Source organism: Chitiniphilus purpureus (genome assembly GCF_025642115.1).
Taxonomy (GTDB): Bacteria; Pseudomonadota; Gammaproteobacteria; order Burkholderiales; family Chitinibacteraceae; genus Chitiniphilus; species Chitiniphilus purpureus.
Genome location: NZ_CP106753.1, coordinates 3,922,618 through 3,945,896 on the forward strand (window position 1 = coordinate 3,922,618; position 23,279 = coordinate 3,945,896).

Here is a 23,279-nt window from a genome sequence, read left to right on the forward strand (position 1 = left end):
GCTAGGTTTGAGAAACCGCCTTGATTGCTTCAAACAAATCAGCCGCCCAGTCTGGTTGCACCAGACAGATCACGGAAAAATCCGGATCATCGAATCGGCCCAGCGGCACCATGGAAACAATCCGCTGTCGGGCCAGCGCAGCGGAAATGGGCAACGGTATCTGCATCCCTCTGTTGAAGTCATACCGCCACCCCGCCTGGCAAAGCCCGTTCAGCATCGGACCCATATCACCGGCCCCTGCAACGAGGAAATAGCGGTCAGTGGCAAGCAGCGGATCGAGTACGGACAGGTTTGCCTGCGGCTTCAATTTAAGCCAGCCAAAGAATCCGGGCTCCGGTCCATCCTGGACAGGATGTACTGCCTCATCCTCCACCACGTCTTGCTGGTATAGAAAATCCAACCCCAGGCTCGGCCAGAAGCGCTTCTCCAATTTCTTCAATTGAAGCGCTGTCTTGCCTTGGATACGCGCCCCATGCAGCAGATAGCTGTCCAGCCCGAGTCGTGCGAGTGCGCCCTGGCATACCCGCCACAACCCGGAACGGTCCCTGCACCACCTGTCCACGTGGCAGATCTCCACCGCCGCCAGCCTTGCCCCCTGTGGGCAGACCAGCACATACCGGTCGTTAGCCGAGCAAACGTCGTCCAGAAACCGCACGATTAAATCAGTAGTCATAGTGACCGTTGTGGGGATCGTTAAAATGAGGTCCCCGGTTCTGGTCATTGCCCTCACCGAAATCGTGCCCACCGGCATCGTCCCGTATCTCGCAATCCCCGAAATTGTAGGTCCGGCCGGGTTGTCGTTTACCGCGGCGATCCAGATTGGGGCCGACGCTGTCTGGCTGCTGGCACACCGGAATTCCGCATTGGCGTTTCGCCTCTCTAAATGCACCTCTTCTGCCGGCGCCGGGCGGGCTGAGGTTGGGAGGCCGGCCGTTATGGACGAGGATGCCCTGCTCCCCAATAAAGAACGTATGCGCGTTCGCCACCTCCAGGTTGTACGTCGTCAACCGCTCCACACCATCACGCACCCCCGCGACCACCACCTCCCGCTCCGCTCCCTCCACACCACCGCGCAGCAACAGCTTGTCGCCCGCCTTCAACAACCCCGCATCCCGCCAACCAGCCCCCGTCCGGAACGGATGCCCATCCGTCGCCACCAGCTCCTCACCATCCACCAGCTTCACATACACCAGCCGCCGGTCCTGATCCACCGTCGTATAGATGTCCGTGATCGGCTCGTAGGACAGATCCTCCCCCGCCGCCTTCCACTCGCTCTTCGCCAGCACCCGATCGCCCACCTGCAGGCTCGCGATCGGCTTCAGCACCGCATGACCCTCGCTATCCTGCGCATGCACCAGCGTCTCACCCGGGAAGCTGTTGCTGCCCCCACCCCCCATCGCACATTCGCACGGGTTCGAGCACTTCTTGAACCGCTTCGTCCGCCACTTGATCTTCGGGATCTTCACCGGAATCGGGATCAGCCGCGTCCAATCAAAGCACCCCGTCTCCTTGTATTCCTGATACGTCGTGTAGATGTCGTACACCGTCATCGCCACCCGGATCACCACCCACACCCATTCCCCACTCGGGTCCAGCTGGTTCGCCGGGTCGCCATTCGCGTATTCGTACAGGTTCCAACCACCCGCAATCCCGATCGGGTCGCTCGTGATGTACCGACCCGCCTGCGGGTCGTAGTAGCGGCGCGTGTTGTAGTGCAGCCCGCTTTCCACATCCTGGTACTGCCCCGCCAGCCGCAGGTTGTTGCGCAGCGCGTTGTCCACACCCAGGCTCGCCGCACCGAAGCTGTCGTATTCCGCGCGCCACACCACCCGGCCCGCCTTGTCCGTCGCCCGCAGCGGCGTGCCCAGGTGGTCGTTGTGGAAGTACGCGTACCCCATCGCCGACGTGCCGTCCTCGCCCTTGATCGCCGTCTTGATGAAGATCGGGTCGGTGCCCCAGTTGCCGTCCGGTTTCCAGCCGTACTGCGTCGTCACCGTGCCGTTGCCGTCCGCTTCCGCAATCAGCCCTTCGTCCGCATACAGGTACAGCGTGCGCTGCGGCTCGGCCAGCGCCTGCCCGTCGTCATCCCGGTACCGCGTCTTGACCAGCCGGTTGTCGAACGGGTCGTATACGTAGCGGGCAATCGGCTGGCCGTCGCCGTCCTGCACCTCGGTCAGCCGCCCCAGCGGGTCGTACCGGTAGCGGGTGACGCTGGCCGCCCCACCGCCGCTGCCCACCGTCCTGCTCGTCAGCCGGCCCGTCGCGTCGTACTGGTAGGTGGTCGCACCGCTGCCACTGCCCCGCTGGATCAACCGGTTGTTGGCGTCGTACACCAGCGCCCCGTTCACCACGCTGTGCGTCACCCGGTTGCCCGCGGCGTCGTGGCCGAACGTTTCCGTGGTGCTGCCGAACAACCCGCCACCGTCGCGGCTGACCGCGGTCAGCCGCTGTTCGTCGTCGTACCCGTATTGGTAGGTGACGGTCTGGCTGTTGCCCCCGGCACTGTCGGTCACCGCCTTCTGCTTCAGTTCTTCGCGTTTGCCGTACTGGTTGGCGATCTCGAACAGCGTCTGCTGACCCGGGTTCTTCACCTTGAGCCCGATCAGCTTGAGCAGCCCGTCGTGGCTCATCTCGCGCGTGGTGCCCCCCGGCAGCGTCAGCTTCTTGGGCGCCACCCAGTCCCAGGTGTTGACCGCGATCGTGCCTTCCCCGGGCAGTTCGATGCTGCCCAGCTGCGCATGGCTGTCGAAGTTGAACCCGACCCGGGTACCGTCCGGGTAGGTCAGCGATTGGGTATAGCCCGCCGCCGTGTAGCTGTAGCGGTAGCCCAACGTGATCTGGTTGCCGTAGCCGGTGGTCTCGCTCAGCCGGCGCCCGGCGTCGTCGTAGGTGAACACGCCGCTGTGCGTGCCGTCGCTCCACCCGGTCAGGTTGTCCGCATCGTCGTGCGTGAAGGTGTAGACCAGGCTGGGCGTGCCTTGGCCGGCTTCGGTGACTTCGGTGCGCAACGGCCGGTCGGCGGCATCGTAGGTGTAGTGGATCACGTTGCCCGCCGCATCGGTGATGCGTTCGTAGCGGCCGTTGGCGTTGTAGGTGTACGTGCTGGACTGGCCCAGCGGCAGCGTTTCCTTGATCAACCGGTTGGCACGGTCGTATTCGAAGCGCGTGGTGTTGCCGTTGGCGTCCTTCACCCGGATCAGGTTGCCCCGCGCATCCCAGGTCAGGTCGATGCTCTTGCCCAACGCGTTGGTGAACCTGTTGACCCGGCCCAGCGCGTCGTAGCGGTAGTAGCTGGTCTTGCCTTCGGCGTTGGTCGATTCGATCACCCGCCCGCGCTTGTCGTACTTGTCGCTGCTCACCAGCCCTTCCACCCCCAGCGGGGTCGGGTTGAGCACGGTGCGGGTGGTCGGGCGCTCGCGCGCGTCGAACCGTTGCTGTTCCGTAAAGGTCGGGAACCGGATCTCGGTCGGCAGCAGCGTCGAGCCCAGGCTGCCGTCGCCCAGCTGGTAGCCGTAGTCGGTGGCGTTGCCCTTGCCGTCGATCTGTTTGACCAGCCGCTGGAAGTTGTCGTATTCGACTTCGGCCCGCCGCCCGTCCTCGTCCGTCTCCGCAACCGGCAGCCCCTGGCCGTTGTATTGCAGCTGGTAGACCCCGCCCACCGGGTTGGTGATGCGGGCCGCCCGGTTCATCGCGTCGTACGCGGTCAGCGTGGCCTTGCCCCGCGCATCGGTGGCGCTGATCTCGTTGCCCACCTTGTCGTACGCGAAGCGCCGCACCTGGCCCAGTGCGTTGGTCTCCTTGATGAGGTTGCCGGCGGCGTCCACCTCGTAGTCGATCGCGTTGCCGCGCGGGTCCACATGGCGCACCAGGTTGCCGGCGCGGTCGTACGTGTACTGCCGCACCTGGCCTTCCGGGTCGGTGCTCTGCTTGATCAGGCCCAACCCATCGTATTCAAACTGCCAGACCGCATCGCGCGAGGTGCTGCCGTCGGCTTCCTGCCGCCCCTTGCGCGTGAACCGGGTGAGCTGCCCCAGGCTGTTGCGCTCGTACACCAGCACCCGGGCATCCGGCGTCCCCACCGCGTCGCTCCGCTGCAGCAGGTTGCCCTTGGCGTCGTACTGGTACTGGGTCTTCACCCCCAGTTCGTCCTGGTATTCGGTCAGCCGCAGGTGCAGCGGCGAGAACTGCCGCTTGATCGTCGCGCCGTCCGGGTGGGCGAGCTCGACCACCTGTTCGAATTCGTTGGTGGTGGTGCGCGTGGTGAAGCCGCGTGCGTTGGTGTTGATCTCCACCCGGGCGCCCGTGTCGTAGCGCACGTCGCTCTCCAGGCGCCCGTTGACCACCTGTTGCAGCAGCTTGCCCACCCGGTTGTGCGTCAGGTGCTCCACCCGCCGTCCCGATGCCGTCTCCGGGCCGGTGAGCTTGCTGCTGAACTGCTTGTTCGCGTCGTCGAATTCGAATTCGTAGTCGGTCACCCCGCCGTCGGCGGCGATCCATTGCTTGACCATCTCGCCGCTGTACGACAGCTTCTCCACCCGCCCTTCCGGGTCGGTGATCTGTACGATCTGGTTGCCCTGGTTGTACTCGTACCGCGTCACCTGCCCGCGCACGTCGGTCACCTGCGTCAGCCGGTTCCAGTCGTCGTACTGGTATTTGACGCTGCGTGCCGCCAGATCCCGGCCCAGCCCCGCCACCGGGTAGTCCCGGATCTCGGTGATCAGCTGACCCGTGTAGTGCAGCGTGAACAGCACCCGGCCCTGGTCGTCCGCCACCCCGCGCACCTGCCCGTCGCCGTCGCGCACCAGCCAGACCGCATTGCCGTTGCGATCGCCCCACGCCACCACCTGGCCCTGGGTGTTGTAGTCGATCCAGTCCCCGCCCCGGTCGATCCAGCGGAAGCCCCTGGGGTTGGCTTCGGGCGTCATGCCCAGCTGCCCGCGCTCCAGCGCGCCTGCCACCGCCGCCGGGTACTGCCGCACCGCGCGCTTCTCCAGCACCGTGCGGTTGTTGAACGCGTACCGCCCTTCCCCGCCCAGGTACAGCTCGTTGATCCGCCGGATCCCTTCCAGGTCCACCACCGGCCGCGCCATGATCAGGCCGCCGCACAGTTGCGCGTAGTCGACGTTGACGATCTGCACCGGCGGGTATTGCTCCGCCGCCGCCACGCCCATCAGCCGGTTGAACGGCGCCATCCGCGCCGGCGGCATCGGTTCGCCCTGCAGTTGCGGCTCGCCGCCGATCATCACCGTGCCCTTGCGGGGCTGCCAGTCTTCGTCCACCCAGACCCAGCAGCCGCTCGGCGCGCCACCCAGCGCCGCCTGGCCGTCCTGCACCGCCGGGGTGCCGCCCGCCCCACCGCCGCCGCCGCCACCGCCGCCACCACCGCCGTCGTCGGCCGTCTGGCTGCCGGTCAGGTTGCTCCACGATTGCGACAGGCTCTCCCAGTGCGGGTTGAACTTCCATTCCTGGCCGTCCCAGCGCCGCTGCCAGCGCACCGCGCCGGCGGTGCTCATCACCGTCAGGTCGTCCACCGCGATGTTGGCGTAGCCATTCGGCACCGACACCGTCAGCCCATTGCCCGATTCGGCAGCCTGCGCCGGCATCGCCAGCAGCAGCGCCGCCAGCGTCGCGCCGAGCCGGACCATCCCTTTGCAGCGCGCCGCGGCACGCTTCGCCCATCCCTGTTCCATACCCGTCATCTGCTGCCTGTCGTTTAGTCGCACTGCGTGTCTCCCTTCGGTACGAACACGCATTTCTTGCCCTTGAGCTTGATCGGCGTGGCTGCGCCACCACCGCCCCAGCCGCCACCGCCCCAGCCGCCACCACCGCCGCCGCCGCCGCCGCCGCCACCGCCGCCGCCACCCGGGCAGCTGCCGTTGCTCGACGAGAACCACGAGGTGGCACTGCCGCATTGCGATTGCTGGCCGTTGGCGCACACGAATGCGCAGCTCACCGCCAGCCGGGCGCTGTAGCTGTAGCACCCCGCCCCGGTCGCCGCGCCGTCCGCCGCTTCCTCCAGCGACTTGAGCGCGATCACCCGGTACGGGATCGTCACCCGTTGCTTGGCTGCCAGCGTCGGCGGCACGTCGACCAGGAATTCGAACCGGAAGAACGCGTCGCTCGCCGGCAGGTGCATCTTCACGTCGTCCGCCCGGATCAGCCCGTGGTTGGTCAGGCTCAGTTCGCCGTAGTACACGTCGCCCACCCCCATCTTCGGCAGGTTCACGCTCGCCGGCTGCATCACCACCACCGCCGCCGGCACGTCCGTCTCGTACGTGGCGTTCAGGATGATCTCGTAGCGGTCCTGGATCGTGATCTCGCGCACGCTCCATTCCACCGTGATCAGGTTGTATTCCAGGAACACCGGCTGCGTCTGGGTGATGCCCGGCTTCACCAGCAGCCGCCCACCGATCTCCTGGTGGTTGTTGGCCTTGGCCCGGAACTTGTACCGCCCCGCCGGCAGGTCCTGGAACAGCGCTTCGCCCAGCGCGTCGGTCACCAGCTCGTGCGTCAGGGTCGCCACGTCCTCGTGCTGCACCGTGATCCGTGCACCCGCCAGACCCGGGATCAGCCGGCCGTTCTTGTCCAGCGTCGCCGTAAACAGGTCCGAGGCCTTGAACAGCACGCTGCCCACCCCGCTTTGCGTGACGCTGGCGTACACGTTCAGCGACTGCTGCGGCACGTTGTCGCCGCTCACCACCAGCGTCAGTTCATACACGCCTTCGGGCGTGCTCTCGCCCGGCGCGAAGCGCAGGTCGATGCTGCGCTGCTCGCCGATGCGCAGCGTGCCGTCCGCCTGGCTGGCCAGGCTGACCCAGGCCGGCGCCGCCCCGCCGTCGGCGCGCTGCAGCCGGAACTGCAGGTTCAGCGCGTCCTGCATCCCCTTGTTCTGCACGCGCACCGATTCGATCTGCACCCCGCCCTGCGCCAGCCCGGTCTGCACCATGCTCGGGCTGCCCACCAGGAACGGCTTGGCCTCGGACAGGGTGTAGTTCACCCGGACCTGCGCCAGCGGCTGCTGTGCCTGCTCGTCGCTGAGCACGTCCAGCACCACCGCCCCGCTGTCCTGCGCGGTGTTGTCGGCCACGAAGCCCACCGGCAGGTTGAGCGATTGCCGCTCGCCCAGGTTGACCGGCGCCGGCAGCGTCAGCTGGATGCCCGTCGGCAGCTCGCCGGTCGGCTGGCTGGCCGCGTTCAACGCGAAGCGCACGTTGCGCGCCGTCGTCCCCACCCCGGCCTTCACCACCAGCGGGATGCTGAACGGGTAGTTCTTCGGCACGTCGAGCTTGTACGGCGTCGGCCCGGCGCTGATCCGGTTGATCGTGAAGCTGCGCTGCTCCGGCCGGTCGGTCACGTCCGGGTGCACCGCGCTCACCTTGTAGCGGCCCGCGTCGGTCTGCGTCGGCTTGAACACGTGGCTGAATCCGCCCGCCGCGTCCGTCACCAGCGGGAACACCCGCTCGAAGCCTTCCTGGTTCAGCACCAGCTTGAGCCGCGTGTTCGGCAGCGCCGTCTGCGTCGCCCGATCCAACGCACGCCCCTGGATCACGATGTCCTGGTCGCCGAACGAGCTGACCGGGTCCAGCTGGGTGAGCTCGCCGTAGTACGCCGTCTCCAGCAGCGACACCACCCGTTCCGAACCGCGGCCCGCAATCACCACTTCGTCCGCTTGCCCGCTGTGGTAGCGCAGCTGGTCCACTTCCAGCACCACCCGCAGCCGGTCCGGGCTGGCCGCCGGCACCGCCAGTTCGAACAGGTCCGAGGTATAGCTCGCTCCGGCCGGGATCCGCGCCACCGTCTGCCCGTTCGACAGCGTGATCACATTCGCGCCCAGCGCCTGCAGGTAGGGCTGGTTGACCAGCACGTTGCCGTCGCCGTCCAGCAGTCTGAAGCGCAGCTCGTTGGACGGCTCCCGCCCATGGCCCCGCGCCGTCAGCAGTTCGACCTCGACCTCGCTGGTGTTCTCGATGGTCAGCCGCACCTTGCCCAGCGCCCCGCGCGTGAACGATTCCGTCGCCATCCCCACCACCAGCCCGCCCTCGGCCACATCGAACTGCGTGTCCTGCACCACGCTCACCAGTTCGCCTTCGTTCGGTGCCTGTTCCAGCCCCAGCTGTGCCGTCGCCTGCCCCGCCAGGTCGGCATAGCCGCCCACCACCACCGGGATCAGCCGCGTCTCGTTGGCCGCCAGATCGAACAACGCCGACACATGCCGCTTGCCGCCCACCCGGATCACCACCCGCGCGTTCGCCAGCGGCGTGCCCGCTGCATTGCCCACCTGCACCTGCACCCGGTTCATCACGCCGCGCTTGACCGGCAGGCCCGCCGCCACCTGCAGGGCCACCGCCGGCAGCCGCAGGCTGCGGGCCATCTCCACCCCGTCCGCGTCCACCGCCGCCACCGTGTACACCCGCTCGCCACCGGTGTAGCCGGTGTCGGTGTAGCCCAGCTCGGTGATCGGCGTCGCTGTCAGCCGCGTCCTGCCCGCCCCTTCACCCAGGTACACGTGGTAGCCCGCCACCGCCGAGCGCGATGCGCTCCAGCTCAGTCGCGGCAGTGTGCTGCCCACCTGCTCCACCTTCAACGAGGGCACCGGCAGCAACGTCGCGTTCAGGTACGCCGAGTTCGACATCGCCGATTCGTTGCCCGCCGCGTCCACCGCGGTCACCACATAGGCATGCTCGGTCGCCGACGGCTCCGGATCCACCACTGCCGTCTGCCGGATGCCGCTGCGCAGCGGTGTCTTGCCTTCGAGCGACGTGATCACCGTCCCGCTGCTGCGGTACAGGTTGTAGCTCTCCACCGGGCTCATCAGCGGCGCCTGCCACCGCGCCACGATCCCCTGGCCCGTCAGCTGCAGCGTCAGCCCTTGCGGCGCGCCCGGCGGCGTCGCGCTCGCCACCACCTCCACCGCCGCGCTCAACCCTGACTGCGCATCCTGGCCATTGGCCTGCCGCACCGAGGCGATCGCATAGCGGTAGCGGCCATCGCCCGGTGTCGCATCCAGATACTGGGTGCCCTCAACCCGCGCCAGCGGCGTCAGCGCCGTCTCGCCCGGCGCCTGCCGGTACAGCTGGTACGCCACCGCATCCGGCACCGCCTGCCAGCCCAGACCCACCTTCCCGCCCGGCTGCGCCTTGGCGGTCAGCCCGAACGGCACGTCCAGCGGCGGCAGCTCGCCGCGGTACACCTGGAAGCGGTTCGGTGCGCTGATCCGGGTCGACACGTTGTCCAGATCGTCCTGCGCCTGCATCGTGAACGACAGCACTTCCGGCGCTCCGCTGCCCGCATCGGCCGGCAGGCTGAAGCTGCCCCGCCACGTCGTCGCGTCCACCTGGCCCAGCCCCGTCACCGCCACCGCGCTGCGCAGCGGGCCTGACAGCCGGTACCACAGCTGCGGCGACTGCCCCGCCTTCAGCGCCTTGTCAAAGTGCAGCGTCACCGTCACCGGCCCTGCCACGTCCGCCCGCACCGGTGCAGCCGGATCCAGCGCGATCCCGCTCAGCACCGGACCGGCCGTGTCGATCTGCAGCGTCCCACCCGCCTTCACCTCGGTGCCCCGGTTCCCCACCAGGTCCCGCGCCGAGAACAGCACCTGCGCCGTCCCCGACGGCGTGTTCCCGTCGATCACGAAGCTGCCCTGGTAGTGCGTGTCGTCCACCCGCGTCAGTTCGATCGTGATCGGCTGACCGCCTTGGGGCACCAGCGCCAGGTACGGCGCGCTCTGCAGCGCTTCGCTCACCGTCACCGCCACCTGCACCCGCCCCTGGCCGTGCCGACCGCTCACCACATCCACCTGACCCAGACCCGTATACACCACCGACAGCGCAGACGGCGCCAACGCGTCGGCACTGGCCTGCACCGGATTGGACAGCGTGCTCAGCGTGCCAAGGTCGTTGGCTGCGGCCACCCGGTAGACATAATTGCCATCCACCGCCGGCATGTCTTCGTAGACCCCGCCGGCAATCGGCTGCGGCGTCAGTTGCTGTGCCTGCTGCACATCCTCGAACGGCGCTGCCGCCCGGAATACCAGGGTCCCCCTGGACGCCGGATCGGTCGACGGCGTCCAGTTCAGGCGGATCTTGCCCTGGGCAGCCACCTGGGCCTTGAGATTGCCGGGCCCCGCGGGGCGGGAGGTATCGAGGGTGACGATGCGCGTTGCGCTCGGCTCGCTGATGCCACGGTTGTTGCGGACCAGGGCGGTGATGCGGTTCTGCCCTTCAACCAGGGCCAACGCATATTCGAAGCGTTGCGCCACCACTGGCAGCCAGTCGCTCTTCGGTTCGCCATTCACCAGCACCCGGGCTTCGCGGCCCTGTGGGGTCGAACCGACGACCAGGTGCGTGACCTGATTGGTACGCAAGTCCTGCGCTGGCGCAGTGATCGTCGGGGCCGCCGGCGGAGGCAGGTCGACCCGCAGCGGGATTTCCCGGGTGGCCGTGTTCCCCGCCGTATCGGTGACCGCCAGCAGCAGCACATGGGTCCCGTTGTCGAACAGCAGCGGGTCGATGCCAACAAGGTAGACGCCGCCTGGCGCCTGGGTGACAGGCAACGCCTGGGCACCGATCGTGGCAACGACGGACTGCACCCCGCCAGCATCACTGGCGGAAAACGACACCTGCTTGTCCGTATCGACCAGCAGCAGCGCGCCGACCGGCACGCCGTCCACCTGTGGGGCGCCCAGTTCCGGCCGCGTGACATCCGGTGTGACCGTCACGGTCCTGCTGACCTCGGTGGAACCGCCCGTGCCGGTTGCCCGCAGCGAGATGACGTAGCTGCCGGCCACCGAATAGAGGAAGCTGGGATTGCGCTGGTCGCTGGTGCGGCCATCGCCTGAATTCCATAGATAGGCGTTGACTTCGCCGGTCGTGGTGTTGACCGGTGCAATCCTGACCGGTGCTTCGAACGGCCCGGCGGGCAGCTCGAAACCGGCCACCGGGGGAGGCACCAGCGTGATCGAGACCGGCTCGGAAAACGCCGACCGGTTGCCGGCCCGGTCCACCGCATCGATCCGCGCATACAGCGTCTGACCCGGCTGACCCTGGGTGTAGACATATTCGGTGGCAGGCACGTTTTCATCGAACAGCAGCGCGGCGAAGCCCGGATCGGTCGCGATCTGCAGGCGGGTCGACAGCACCCCGCTGATGTCGTCGCTGCCCTGGTAGCGCCAGCGCACCGAATTGCCACCCGTCTGGGCCGCACCCAGCATCTGCACGGCAGGGTTGGCGGTATCGACCACGGTGGCCGCGCTCAACCCCGACCAGAGCTCCCAGGTGTTGCCGCCGTTGACGCTGCCGCGCACACGCGCCCGGTACAGCTGCCCGACCTGGTAGGCATCAAGCGTATAGCCCGACACATTGCCGATGACCTGATCCACCAGCACCTCACCGCGGTCGGACTGGATCTGGATCTGGTAGGTGTTGAGGTCGGCCACCGGAACCCAGGTCCAGCGCGGGGCCGTGTTGGTGTAGGGCGGCGCGACCGGCGGGTCGGGGGTAAGGCCGGAGATGTCGATGAAGTCGTAACGGGCTGCGGCCTCCATCCGGTAGCCGGTTCCGCCCGCTTCCGGCAGGAAGGAGATCGCCTGCTCGGGCGCGATGACGTCGTTGCCGTTGCAGCCGACCTGCACCGCCTGGCCGACGCCCTGGATCCCGATGGTGGCGCTGTTGCCCCTGCTGCGCAGATCGGTCAGGTAGCGATACTGCAGCTTCACCTCGTTGGTGCCTTCGAAGAGGATGGCCTGGAAGGTCCCCATCGGCAGGTTGGAGCCGTAGAAATACTGGTTGGTCCATTGGACGATCAGCAGGCGATTGGGCGCCTCGCCCAGCGTCTGGTAGTGGATCTTGCCCGCCGGCTGCCCGCCGACATCGGTGCGCAGGTCATCCCAGAACACATGGATGGTCTGAGACAGGCCGCCGCCAGCCGGTGGCAGGCAGCTGTTGCTGTATGCCGAGGTCGGGCCTTCGAATTGCAGCAGCCCGTTGGTCGTCGCATAGAACTGGGTATAGGACTTCCCGAAGAACACAAACGGGAAGCCGATGGGGAAGGGGCCTGCACTGGCATCGTCCCCGCTCAGGCCGGTGTTGACACCGGCCATTGCGAACACACTGACCAAGAACAGCAAGATGACAAACGAGATTTTCTTGACGAAGCGCACAGCGCTCTCCAGCCTGGATTCGGATTGGCCGACTTTGTATGGACAGGAACGGGCCGCCGCAGCCGGTGCGACAGCCCGCCCACCTTGTTTATTGCCGTGTGACGTCCACCGCCCACCGCGTTTCGCGGTGCAGCTCCGACAACCTGCTGCGCACCGAGGTCGGGCTGCGCACCGTCACCGTGTCGGCTGCGCGTGCGCTTTCCTGGCTGCGCACCGCGCCGAACTGCGCCGTGCCATCGATGACCGTCATCCCCGCCGGCAGCCTGGTCAGCTGCGCCCTGACCGCGGCCGCATCCGAGCCAAGGTTGGTCAGCTCCACCGACAGCACCGCTTCCCACTGGCTGCCCACCTGCCGCTCGCTCACCACCCCGAGCCCGCACAGGTTGACCTTGGGGTCGTTGCTGTTGCCCGCCCAGTCAGCGTCGTCACGATTGGTCAACGCGATCGGCGCTGCACTTACACCCATGTACTGGCCATCCAGCGACAGCACCTTGCCGGCCGTGACGCTGTAGGCCTGGTTGCCGTCCGGCACGCAGTCGTTGCGGCCCAGGATCGTCACCGTCTGGTCCACCGACCAGTTCTGCGGCGTGAACACCAGCCGTTCCGGTTGTGCGTAGCCTTCGCGCGAGTTGCTCGATACCAGCGGCACGGTCACCTCCTGCGTCGGCGGATTGGCAAGCCGTACCTTGACGGCCACGCCGCCGGTACCGCCACCGCCACTGCCCGGGCCTTCGTAGGTGATGAGATAGCGCGGCAGCGTCAGCTGCAGCCGGCCGCTCTGCGTGGCCGGCACGATCACCACCGCACCGGGCGCATAGGCCCGGCCCACGCCGCGCGTGTCATAGATCACCGCGTAGACGTAGTAGGTACCCGGCGCCAGGCTGGTCACATCCCAGCGATAGTCGGCGCTGACCTGGCCTGCCGCCTGCCTCAGGCCATCCACGATCAGCGTGCCCTCGTAACCACTGTGCGCCGTGCCGTAGTACAACGCGACCGTGGCCTCCAGGCTCGGATTGATGCCCTGCCAGTGGATGGTCACCTCCTTGCGGTTGCCAGCCTCCACCGGCTGTTGCGGCTGGGCCGGCGCAGTCACCTGGATGGTCGGGTCCTGATACGGCACCGTGCTCACATACAGCACCGCTGCCGCGCTCCATGGTCCGGCCGCGCCCTGCGCATCCACTGCGCGCACCCGCCACCAGTGCCGCGCCTTGTCCTTGAGCGCCGTGGTCACGATCCATGCCGGGCTGTCGGCGCTGCCTTCGGCCTCCAGCACGCTCAATGCCGCATCGGCGAACACCTGGAATTCGTAGCGCACCGCCTCGCCTTCCGGATCAACCACCGGATGGGCCTCCAGGCTCGGATGGGTCGAGCCGCTCCAGGCCCCGTCGCCCGGATTCCTGATCGATGGCGCGGGCGGCGCGTCGTTGACAGCGTTCACCAGGAACTCACCCACCGCCCAGGCCGACTCGGCGCGGCCGTCCTGCGCCTGCACCCGCCAGTGGTAGCGCTGGTTTTCCAGCAGCTCTGCCACGGCCCAGCCGGTCTGCTCGCCCGCCGACTGGATCACCTGGCCCGAGCTGCGCTTGTTGCCCGAATCAAAGGTGTTGACCGTGTCCAGCTCGAACACGTAGGTGATCAGGTCGCCATCGACATCGCTGCTGTTGCCCACCGTCAGCACCACGCCGGACTGCGCCACTTGGCTGCCGGGCGCGGGGCTGAGCAGGACCGGCGCGGTCGGCGCCACGTTGCCGGTGTTGACCACGAACGGCCGGGCCGGGCTCGCTGTCTGCGCGCCCAGCGCGTCACGGGCCGTGACACGCCAGTAATACCGGCCGTGATTGGCCAGCGCCACCGGTACCAGCCAGCTGCTGCTGCCGCCTTCACCCGGCTGCAGGTTCTCTGCCTTGGCCACCTCCTGGCTCAGCGCAGCATCCCGGTACAGTGCAATCGCATAGGTGATGGCGTCGCCGTCCTTGTCGATGGCATGGGTCCAGCTCAACGTCGGTTGCAGTTCGGCCACCTCGGCATTCGGCGCGGGGCTGGTCAGGTTGAAGCCTTCGGGCGCGTCGTTGAACTGGTTGACGAAGAACTCACCGTCGATCCACGCGCTGTACAGCTCGCTGCCATCGTGGGCACGGGCACGCCACCAGTAGCGGGTGTTGTCGTTGAGCGGCTCGGGGAGTACGAAGCCGGTCGGCCCTTCGGCCGCCTTGGCCGCAGCGCCGGTCGCAACCTGCTGCGTCATCGCGGCATCGGCATACACTTCGAACTCGACACGGGTGGTCGGGTCACGCTCATGGCTGCCCGTCTGCACGCTCAGCGTCGGCTTGAGGCTGCCCACCTGGGCTCCGGCGAGGGGCGCCACCAGCTGCGGCGTGGCGGGGCCCGGTGGCGGCTCGTCCGCCTCCACGGTGATCACCGCGCTGCGCGTTGCGCTGAGCCTGCCGTCGCTGGCGGTGTAGACCACCCGGTAGTTGCCCGCCTGACCGACGGTGGGCGTCCAATCGAACACACTGCGTGCAAGCCCACCCTCACCCGCCTGTGCCGTGAAGCTTGCCCCTGCCGGCAACGGTGCCGCGCTCAATTGCACCGCCTTGCCATCCGGGCTCGATCCTTCGACCAGGAACGACACCTGCTGCCCTTCCTTGACCGTGCGGTCCGGGACGAATTGCAGCACCGGTGCCCGCTCGGCCGCCGGCGGCGCTTCGAACTGCGCTTGGTACTGGCCACCGCTGTTCGCGTCGAACAGGTTGAACCAGTACTGCCATTGCTTGGTATCGGGGTTGCGGCTGCGCGACAGCCAGACGTTCTCGGCGGAAAGCACCTTGGCGTCGGAACGGACCAGACGGCCCAGTGCCTTCTGCCCCTGGAATGGATCGGGCAGGCGCACGTAGATGAATCCGACGCTGGGCGGCAGGGTCAGCCGGTAGCTGGCAAGTTCACCCCCCGCCACGGCCTGCAATTGCGCCTGCGACGAGAAGTCGCGGACCTCGGTATCGGTGCTGTCGGATTCATACACCCGGATGACGTCGCCATCCTGCGCCAGGAAGTCGCGCACGTAGTCGCGCCCCGGCAGGTCGACCCGCACGTCGCGGATCAGGGTATGGGTATTGGTTGCCTGCAGCAGCGAGGTGAGCGCGCCGCCCAGTTCGTCGGCATGGGTGAAGCGCGCGGTGAATTCGGTAAAGCGGCCGGCAAGGCTCGTCTCCATGATCCAGCGCCCGGTCTTGGCCGTGGCGGCGGCGATGTCACCAAAATCGATCAGCAACGAATTCTGCGCCGGCGCGTCGTTCACATAGCTGCCGGTCAATTGGAAGTTGATCGCCAGCCCCTGCTTGTTCTCGATGATCTTGGGCTGGGCCGAGTCGATCTTGAGGTTCTTGGCGGTGGCCGCCCCGGTGTTCCTGACCCGCACGCCAAGCGTGAACGGTACGATGGGTTCGATCTCATCGGTGAGCGGGTCGTCCCCTTCTACATCGCGCGGCAGGAAATAATCCAGCGTGAGCAGCGGCAGCGGCTTGACCGTGATCACGTCCGGCGAGACATCGAGCACGGTGTTCTCGCCGCCGTAGCGATAGCGCAAGGTGGCACCGACCAGATACTTCTTGCCCAGTGGCGACGTGCCGGCGGAGCCCGGCGCCGGAATCAGCAGCCAGTTGATCGTGGCCGTGGTCTTGGGGCTGACCGTGCCGCTGCCCGCCACATCGCCGATGTTCTCCTTGCTGGAGAGCCGCACGAAGAATTTGGCCGACAGGTCGTTCGGATCGCTGGTGATGGGCACCGGCGTACCGTTCTCGTCGGTGACCTTCACCTCGACCGAGACGTTCTCGATGATCCCGCTGTCGGTGGTGTTGTTGATCTTCATCTGCGCATCGAACGCCTGCCGCTCCAGCGTCAGCTCCTGCCGGATCTCGATCTTGACGCGCGCACACACCGTCTCCTGCGCCAGCGCCGACGGCGCTGCCAATACAGCGGTGGTGAAGACCATGGCCAGGCCGCAACGGCCGGCGCGGACAACCTCAAACAAGCGGGTCAGCATCATCGAATGCTCATCTCGTTGGCCACGACCGAAGCCGCAGCTTGTTATATACGGCCGGCCCCGTTCCAGGGCACGGCCCGATCCGGCGGTTCACTGGCGATTTGCCGCGTCCGCCGGTTGACTCAGCGCCACATGCATCGCCCCGATGCATGCAACATGGCCGCCTGCTAAAGCGCGGCCAGGAATTCGTCGGAATCGAATCCGTCCTTCATGTGGTGCTCCTTGCCGGCACGCCGTATCACCAGATAGGGCGTGCCGGTGGCACCGTATTGCCCGAATTCGCGCACGCAGCGCGCCTCGACGCTCATGTTGCACTCGGTAAACGCGAAGCCGTATTGCTGCAACCACGATTTGGCCTGGGCGCAATAGCCGCATTCGGTGGTGGAATACATCACCACCTCGTCCGGCCTGACCGTGGCCGCCAATTCACGGATCTGCGCCTCGCCCGGCACATCCGCCTGCCCGGTACCGGAAAAATACCCCCAGACAAGGTAAGCCCCGAACAGCGCGAGCAAAGGCATGAAGACCCGGTTCACAAGTCGCACCCGACCGCACTGCGGCATGATCGGGCAGCACACCGGCGCACGGATCGAAAACCCGATCCGCACCGAACGACTCTGCCCATAGCCCTTCCCTTCGACTGCGTATTCAAAACTGCCTCTCCATCACACCACACAGCAGACCCGTCCCAGCAAGGCATCGACGCTGGCGAAAATCGGACCACGACTTCAACAAACCGGCTCTTGATCCAGTGTCTTCAAAACAGCCCGACCTTCAGTTCAATATCGAGGCCTTAAGCGATGCCCCATCGCAACCGCCCAAGACAGGCAACACCCGCCCTTAAACGTCCGATACCAGCACCGGTTCATGTCGCGAGCAGGAAACCTGGAATGCCACCTGATCGTTACCCTGATACTCTGCAATCAAATCCGCCGCCCATCTTGCAGCAGCAAGGGATGGGATATGAATTGCGAGATATGCAGGAGTGGGTCCTGTTTCCACGATGCACCCCTGTGCAGCGAATCTGTCGATGACCTGCTTCTTTTCATCCTGCGAAAACGCAAAAGCGTGCAGCGTACTCGCTTCGGCCGCTTGGACGACCTCTACGAACTTCCATGCACCGTCCGCCGCCTGCTCGATCTGCACCAGGTCTCCAAGCGCCACGCCACAAGCAAAGAAAGGCACATTGCACAAACGTGCCATCGTCGGCCCGGTCTGCTCAGCCCACATCGACTCGATCCCAAGCTGCGGCAATGGCCCGTCTCCGGTATCCACTTCAAAAAGCACCTTGATCAGGCCTGCTGCTTTGGGAGCGCTCATCTTGCCCGCCACCCTGCACCAGGCAGGCAGCACCCGGACATCCCACACCGACCGCCGACAGCCACGGCGGATGCTTCACCGCCCGCCAGGGCACGAAATCCTGCGGTGATCCCCACCACTTCAAGCGTCTTCACCATTTCGGCCAGGGCCCTATTCATAAAGGCTTCATTTCAAACGCATAGGGAAGCCAGGCAGCAGGTTTGGCCTTGCTTTGGAACCGGCTTTCAAAACGTTCTACGACTTCGATCGCATCGACCTTTTCCATGATGGTCATCTCGCCGACCAATGCCGCCGCCACAACAGCCCCCAGCTCATCCAATGCATCTGCTACAAGCGGGAAACCTTCTCCGCATTCGAAAACGATATCGACAAGATTGCTATCCTGTAGACGAAACACGATATGTCGCCATCCGGATATATCCACCGTTTCCCGCGCATCATCCTCTCCTTGCGCCTGCGCAATCTCGACGACTTCCGACCAGGGCCTTCTCTGTCGCCCGAGGCGAAAATCCCAAAAGTCACTTGCATATGCCTGCGACACAACCTGTGCCGCAACAGGCATTAAATCCTCGTCAAAATCGGGGGAAATCGCGAAATACATCCTCTCTTCGTTGGCCGGCCCGATCTCCCATGCCAATCGCTCATGAATACGCTCCAGATTGAAGTCGATTTCTTCCCAGGATTTACTCTGAGCATATGCATGCAACAACGGTTGTTCATGACTTTTGAACCAAAGCCAGAATTGTTGGATTGCATTCATATCTTGCACCGACATATTTCATTTCTCTTATTGTCCAGATTGTCAAGTCCATACTCGTCGATCAAATCCTGCTCCATCTCACGAGCTGCATCTGTATCGCCGTCAGGGTATGAACCGACCTCGTCACCATCCTGCCGGTTGCGGCCATCACGCTTCCCACGTTTGGAAACCTTGTCGTTTTTAGTGCGGCCTACATAAGGTTTACCACTGGGGGTACGGCAACCTGGCACAACATAAACCTTGCCGTTATGGACGAGGATGCCCTGCTCCCCAATAAAGAACGTATGCGCGTTCGCCACCTCCAGGTTGTACGTCGTCAACCGCTCCACACCATCACGCACCCCCGCGACCACCACCTCCCGCTCCGCTCCCTCCACACCACCGCGCAGCAACAGCTTGTCGCCCGCCTTCAACAACCCCGCATCCCGCCAACCAGCCCCCGTCCGGAACGGATGCCCATCCGTCGCCACCAGCTCCTCACCATCCACCAGCTTCACATACACCAGCCGCCGGTCCTGATCCACCGTCGTATAGATGTCCGTGATCGGCTCGTAGGACAGATCCTCCCCCGCCGCCTTCCACTCGCTCTTCGCCAGCACCCGATCGCCCACCTGCAGGCTCGCGATCGGCTTCAGCACCGCATGACCCTCGCTATCCTGCGCATGCACCAGCGTCTCACCCGGGAAGCTGTTGCTGCCCCCACCCCCCATCGCACATTCGCACGGGTTCGAGCACTTCTTGAACCGCTTCGTCCGCCACTTGATCTTCGGGATCTTCACCGGAATCGGGATCAGCCGCGTCCAATCAAAGCACCCCGTCTCCTTGTATTCCTGATACGTCGTGTAGATGTCGTACACCGTCATCGCCACCCGGATCACCACCCACACCCATTCCCCACTCGGGTCCAGCTGGTTCGCCGGGTCGCCATTCGCGTATTCGTACAGGTTCCAACCACCCGCAATCCCGATCGGGTCGCTCGTGATGTACCGACCCGCCTGCGGGTCGTAGTAGCGGCGCGTGTTGTAGTGCAGCCCGCTTTCCACATCCTGGTACTGCCCCGCCAGCCGCAGGTTGTTGCGCAGCGCGTTGTCCACACCCAGGCTCGCCGCACCGAAGCTGTCGTATTCCGCGCGCCACACCACCCGGCCCGCCTTGTCCGTCGCCCGCAGCGGCGTGCCCAGGTGGTCGTTGTGGAAGTACGCGTACCCCATCGCCGACGTGCCGTCCTCGCCCTTGATCGCCGTCTTGATGAAGATCGGGTCGGTGCCCCAGTTGCCGTCCGGTTTCCAGCCGTACTGCGTCGTCACCGTGCCGTTGCCGTCCGCTTCCGCAATCAGCCCTTCGTCCGCATACAGGTACAGCGTGCGCTGCGGCTCGGCCAGCGCCTGCCCGTCGTCATCCCGGTACCGCGTCTTGACCAGCCGGTTGTCGAACGGGTCGTATACGTAGCGGGCAATCGGCTGGCCGTCGCCGTCCTGCACCTCGGTCAGCCGCCCCAGCGGGTCGTACCGGTAGCGGGTGACGCTGGCCGCCCCACCGCCGCTGCCCACCGTCCTGCTCGTCAGCCGGCCCGTCGCGTCGTACTGGTAGGTGGTCGCACCGCTGCCACTGCCCCGCTGGATCAACCGGTTGTTGGCGTCGTACACCAGCGCCCCGTTCACCACGCTGTGCGTCACCCGGTTGCCCGCGGCGTCGTGGCCGAACGTTTCCGTGGTGCTGCCGAACAACCCGCCACCGTCGCGGCTGACCGCGGTCAGCCGCTGTTCGTCGTCGTACCCGTATTGGTAGGTGACGGTCTGGCTGTTGCCCCCGGCACTGTCGGTCACCGCCTTCTGCTTCAGTTCTTCGCGTTTGCCGTACTGGTTGGCGATCTCGAACAGCGTCTGCTGACCCGGGTTCTTCACCTTGAGCCCGATCAGCTTGAGCAGCCCGTCGTGGCTCATCTCGCGCGTGGTGCCCCCCGGCAGCGTCAGCTTCTTGGGCGCCACCCAGTCCCAGGTGTTGACCGCGATCGTGCCTTCCCCGGGCAGTTCGATGCTGCCCAGCTGCGCATGGCTGTCGAAGTTGAACCCGACCCGGGTACCGTCCGGGTAGGTCAGCGATTGGGTATAGCCCGCCGCCGTGTAGCTGTAGCGGTAGCCCAACGTGATCTGGTTGCCGTAGCCGGTGGTCTCGCTCAGCCGGCGCCCGGCGTCGTCGTAGGTGAACACGCCGCTGTGCGTGCCGTCGCTCCACCCGGTCAGGTTGTCCGCATCGTCGTGCGTGAAGGTGTAGACCAGGCTGGGCGTGCCTTGGCCGGCTTCGGTGACTTCGGTGCGCAACGGCCGGTCGGCGGCATCGTAGGTGTAGTGGATCACGTTGCCCGCCGCATCGGTGATGCGTTCGTAGCGGCCGTTGGCGTTGTAGGTGTACGTGCTGGACTGGCCCAGCGGCAGCGTTTCCTTGATCAACCGGTTGGCACGGTCGTATTCGAAGCGCGTGGTGTTGCCGTTGGCGTCCTTCACCCGGATCAGGTTGCCCCGCGCATCCCAGGTCAGGTCGATGCTCTTGCCCAACGCGTTGGTGAACCTGTTGACCCGGCCCAGCGCGTCGTAGCGGTAGTAGCTGGTCTTGCCTTCGGCGTTGGTCGATTCGATCACCCGCCCGCGCTTGTCGTACTTGTCGCTGCTCACCAGCCCTTCCACCCCCAGCGGGGTCGGGTTGAGCACGGTGCGGGTGGTCGGGCGCTCGCGCGCGTCGAACCGTTGCTGTTCCGTAAAGGTCGGGAACCGGATCTCGGTCGGCAGCAGCGTCGAGCCCAGGCTGCCGTCGCCCAGCTGGTAGCCGTAGTCGGTGGCGTTGCCCTTGCCGTCGATCTGTTTGACCAGCCGCTGGAAGTTGTCGTATTCGACTTCGGCCCGCCGCCCGTCCTCGTCCGTCTCCGCAACCGGCAGCCCCTGGCCGTTGTATTGCAGCTGGTAGACCCCGCCCACCGGGTTGGTGATGCGGGCCGCCCGGTTCATCGCGTCGTACGCGGTCAGCGTGGCCTTGCCCCGCGCATCGGTGGCGCTGATCTCGTTGCCCACCTTGTCGTACGCGAAGCGCCGCACCTGGCCCAGTGCGTTGGTCTCCTTGATGAGGTTGCCGGCGGCGTCCACCTCGTAGTCGATCGCGTTGCCGCGCGGGTCCACATGGCGCACCAGGTTGCCGGCGCGGTCGTACGTGTACTGCCGCACCTGGCCTTCCGGGTCGGTGCTCTGCTTGATCAGGCCCAACCCATCGTATTCAAACTGCCAGACCGCATCGCGCGAGGTGCTGCCGTCGGCTTCCTGCCGCCCCTTGCGCGTGAACCGGGTGAGCTGCCCCAGGCTGTTGCGCTCGTACACCAGCACCCGGGCATCCGGCGTCCCCACCGCGTCGCTCCGCTGCAGCAGGTTGCCCTTGGCGTCGTACTGGTACTGGGTCTTCACCCCCAGTTCGTCCTGGTATTCGGTCAGCCGCAGGTGCAGCGGCGAGAACTGCCGCTTGATCGTCGCGCCGTCCGGGTGGGCGAGCTCGACCACCTGTTCGAATTCGTTGGTGGTGGTGCGCGTGGTGAAGCCGCGTGCGTTGGTGTTGATCTCCACCCGGGCGCCCGTGTCGTAGCGCACGTCGCTCTCCAGGCGCCCGTTGACCACCTGTTGCAGCAGCTTGCCCACCCGGTTGTGCGTCAGGTGCTCCACCCGCCGTCCCGATGCCGTCTCCGGGCCGGTGAGCTTGCTGCTGAACTGCTTGTTCGCGTCGTCGAATTCGAATTCGTAGTCGGTCACCCCGCCGTCGGCGGCGATCCATTGCTTGACCATCTCGCCGCTGTACGACAGCTTCTCCACCCGCCCTTCCGGGTCGGTGATCTGTACGATCTGGTTGCCCTGGTTGTACTCGTACCGCGTCACCTGCCCGCGCACGTCGGTCACCTGCGTCAGCCGGTTCCAGTCGTCGTACTGGTATTTGACGCTGCGTGCCGCCAGATCCCGGCCCAGCCCCGCCACCGGGTAGTCCCGGATCTCGGTGATCAGCTGACCCGTGTAGTGCAGCGTGAACAGCACCCGGCCCTGGTCGTCCGCCACCCCGCGCACCTGCCCGTCGCCGTCGCGCACCAGCCAGACCGCATTGCCGTTGCGATCGCCCCACGCCACCACCTGGCCCTGGGTGTTGTAGTCGATCCAGTCCCCGCCCCGGTCGATCCAGCGGAAGCCCCTGGGGTTGGCTTCGGGCGTCATGCCCAGCTGCCCGCGCTCCAGCGCGCCTGCCACCGCCGCCGGGTACTGCCGCACCGCGCGCTTCTCCAGCACCGTGCGGTTGTTGAACGCGTACCGCCCTTCCCCGCCCAGGTACAGCTCGTTGATCCGCCGGATCCCTTCCAGGTCCACCACCGGCCGCGCCATGATCAGGCCGCCGCACAGTTGCGCGTAGTCGACGTTGACGATCTGCACCGGCGGGTATTGCTCCGCCGCCGCCACGCCCATCAGCCGGTTGAACGGCGCCATCCGCGCCGGCGGCATCGGTTCGCCCTGCAGTTGCGGCTCGCCGCCGATCATCACCGTGCCCTTGCGGGGCTGCCAGTCTTCGTCCACCCAGACCCAGCAGCCGCTCGGCGCGCCACCCAGCGCCGCCTGGCCGTCCTGCACCGCCGGGGTGCCGCCCGCCCCACCGCCGCCGCCGCCACCGCCGCCACCACCGCCGTCGTCGGCCGTCTGGCTGCCGGTCAGGTTGCTCCACGATTGCGACAGGCTCTCCCAGTGCGGGTTGAACTTCCATTCCTGGCCGTCCCAGCGCCGCTGCCAGCGCACCGCGCCGGCGGTGCTCATCACCGTCAGGTCGTCCACCGCGATGTTGGCGTAGCCATTCGGCACCGACACCGTCAGCCCATTGCCCGATTCGGCAGCCTGCGCCGGCATCGCCAGCAGCAGCGCCGCCAGCGTCGCGCCGAGCCGGACCATCCCTTTGCAGCGCGCCGCGGCACGCTTCGCCCATCCCTGTTCCAT

The 23,279-nt window shown here is 66.3% G+C and carries 8 protein-coding genes; all 8 read right to left on the reverse strand.

What is annotated here, in order from left to right:
* Nucleotide 1: 1 nt before the first annotated feature.
* Nucleotides 2-673 (reverse strand): hypothetical protein, encoded by a 672-nt coding sequence (locus N8I74_RS18215; RefSeq protein WP_263124625.1) that lies wholly within the window; start codon nucleotides 671-673, stop codon nucleotides 2-4.
* Nucleotides 663-5,690: an RHS repeat-associated core domain-containing protein gene (locus N8I74_RS18220; RefSeq protein ID WP_263124626.1), complete on the reverse strand. Its 5,028-nt coding sequence runs from the start codon at nucleotides 5,688-5,690 to the stop codon at nucleotides 663-665. The genes N8I74_RS18215 and N8I74_RS18220 overlap by 11 nt, the downstream gene beginning before the upstream one ends.
* A gap of 23 nt (nucleotides 5,691-5,713) precedes the next feature.
* Nucleotides 5,714-12,157 (reverse strand): PKD domain-containing protein, encoded by a 6,444-nt coding sequence (locus N8I74_RS18225; RefSeq protein ID WP_263124627.1) that lies wholly within the window; start codon nucleotides 12,155-12,157, stop codon nucleotides 5,714-5,716.
* Between the two features lie 88 nt (nucleotides 12,158-12,245).
* Entirely contained in the window at nucleotides 12,246-16,199 is a 3,954-nt protein-coding gene (locus N8I74_RS18230) for an Ig domain-containing protein (protein ID WP_263124628.1), read from the reverse strand.
* 164 nt (nucleotides 16,200-16,363) lie between these two features.
* Nucleotides 16,364-16,732, reverse strand: a complete 369-nt coding sequence (locus tag N8I74_RS18235) for a glutaredoxin family protein (protein WP_263124629.1) — start codon at nucleotides 16,730-16,732, stop codon at nucleotides 16,364-16,366.
* Between the two features lie 304 nt (nucleotides 16,733-17,036).
* A complete protein-coding gene (locus N8I74_RS18240) occupies nucleotides 17,037-17,516 on the reverse strand; it encodes a DUF4265 domain-containing protein (protein ID WP_263124630.1) in 480 nt (159 codons plus the stop codon).
* A gap of 154 nt (nucleotides 17,517-17,670) precedes the next feature.
* A complete protein-coding gene (locus N8I74_RS18245; RefSeq protein ID WP_263124631.1) occupies nucleotides 17,671-18,276 on the reverse strand; it encodes a hypothetical protein in 606 nt (201 codons plus the stop codon).
* The gene (locus tag N8I74_RS18250) at nucleotides 18,273-23,279 is read right to left on the reverse strand and encodes an RHS repeat-associated core domain-containing protein (protein ID WP_263124632.1); all 5,007 of its coding nucleotides are present in this window, start codon (nucleotides 23,277-23,279) and stop codon (nucleotides 18,273-18,275) included. Before N8I74_RS18250 ends, N8I74_RS18245 begins: the two co-directional genes overlap by 4 nt.

Excerpts from the sequence above, each read along its gene's own strand:
- N8I74_RS18215 (WP_263124625.1), bottom strand. The coding sequence starts at position 673 with ATGACTACTGATTTAATCGTGCGGTTTCTGGACGACGTTTGCTCGGCT.
- N8I74_RS18220 (WP_263124626.1), bottom strand. The coding sequence starts at position 5,690 with ATGGAACAGGGATGGGCGAAGCGTGCCGCGGCGCGCTGCAAAGGGATG.
- N8I74_RS18230 (WP_263124628.1), bottom strand. The coding sequence starts at position 16,199 with ATGATGCTGACCCGCTTGTTTGAGGTTGTCCGCGCCGGCCGTTGCGGC.
- N8I74_RS18240 (WP_263124630.1), bottom strand. The coding sequence starts at position 17,516 with ATGAGCGCTCCCAAAGCAGCAGGCCTGATCAAGGTGCTTTTTGAAGTG.
- N8I74_RS18245 (WP_263124631.1), bottom strand. The coding sequence starts at position 18,276 with ATGAATGCAATCCAACAATTCTGGCTTTGGTTCAAAAGTCATGAACAA.
- N8I74_RS18250 (WP_263124632.1), bottom strand. The coding sequence starts at position 23,279 with ATGGAACAGGGATGGGCGAAGCGTGCCGCGGCGCGCTGCAAAGGGATG.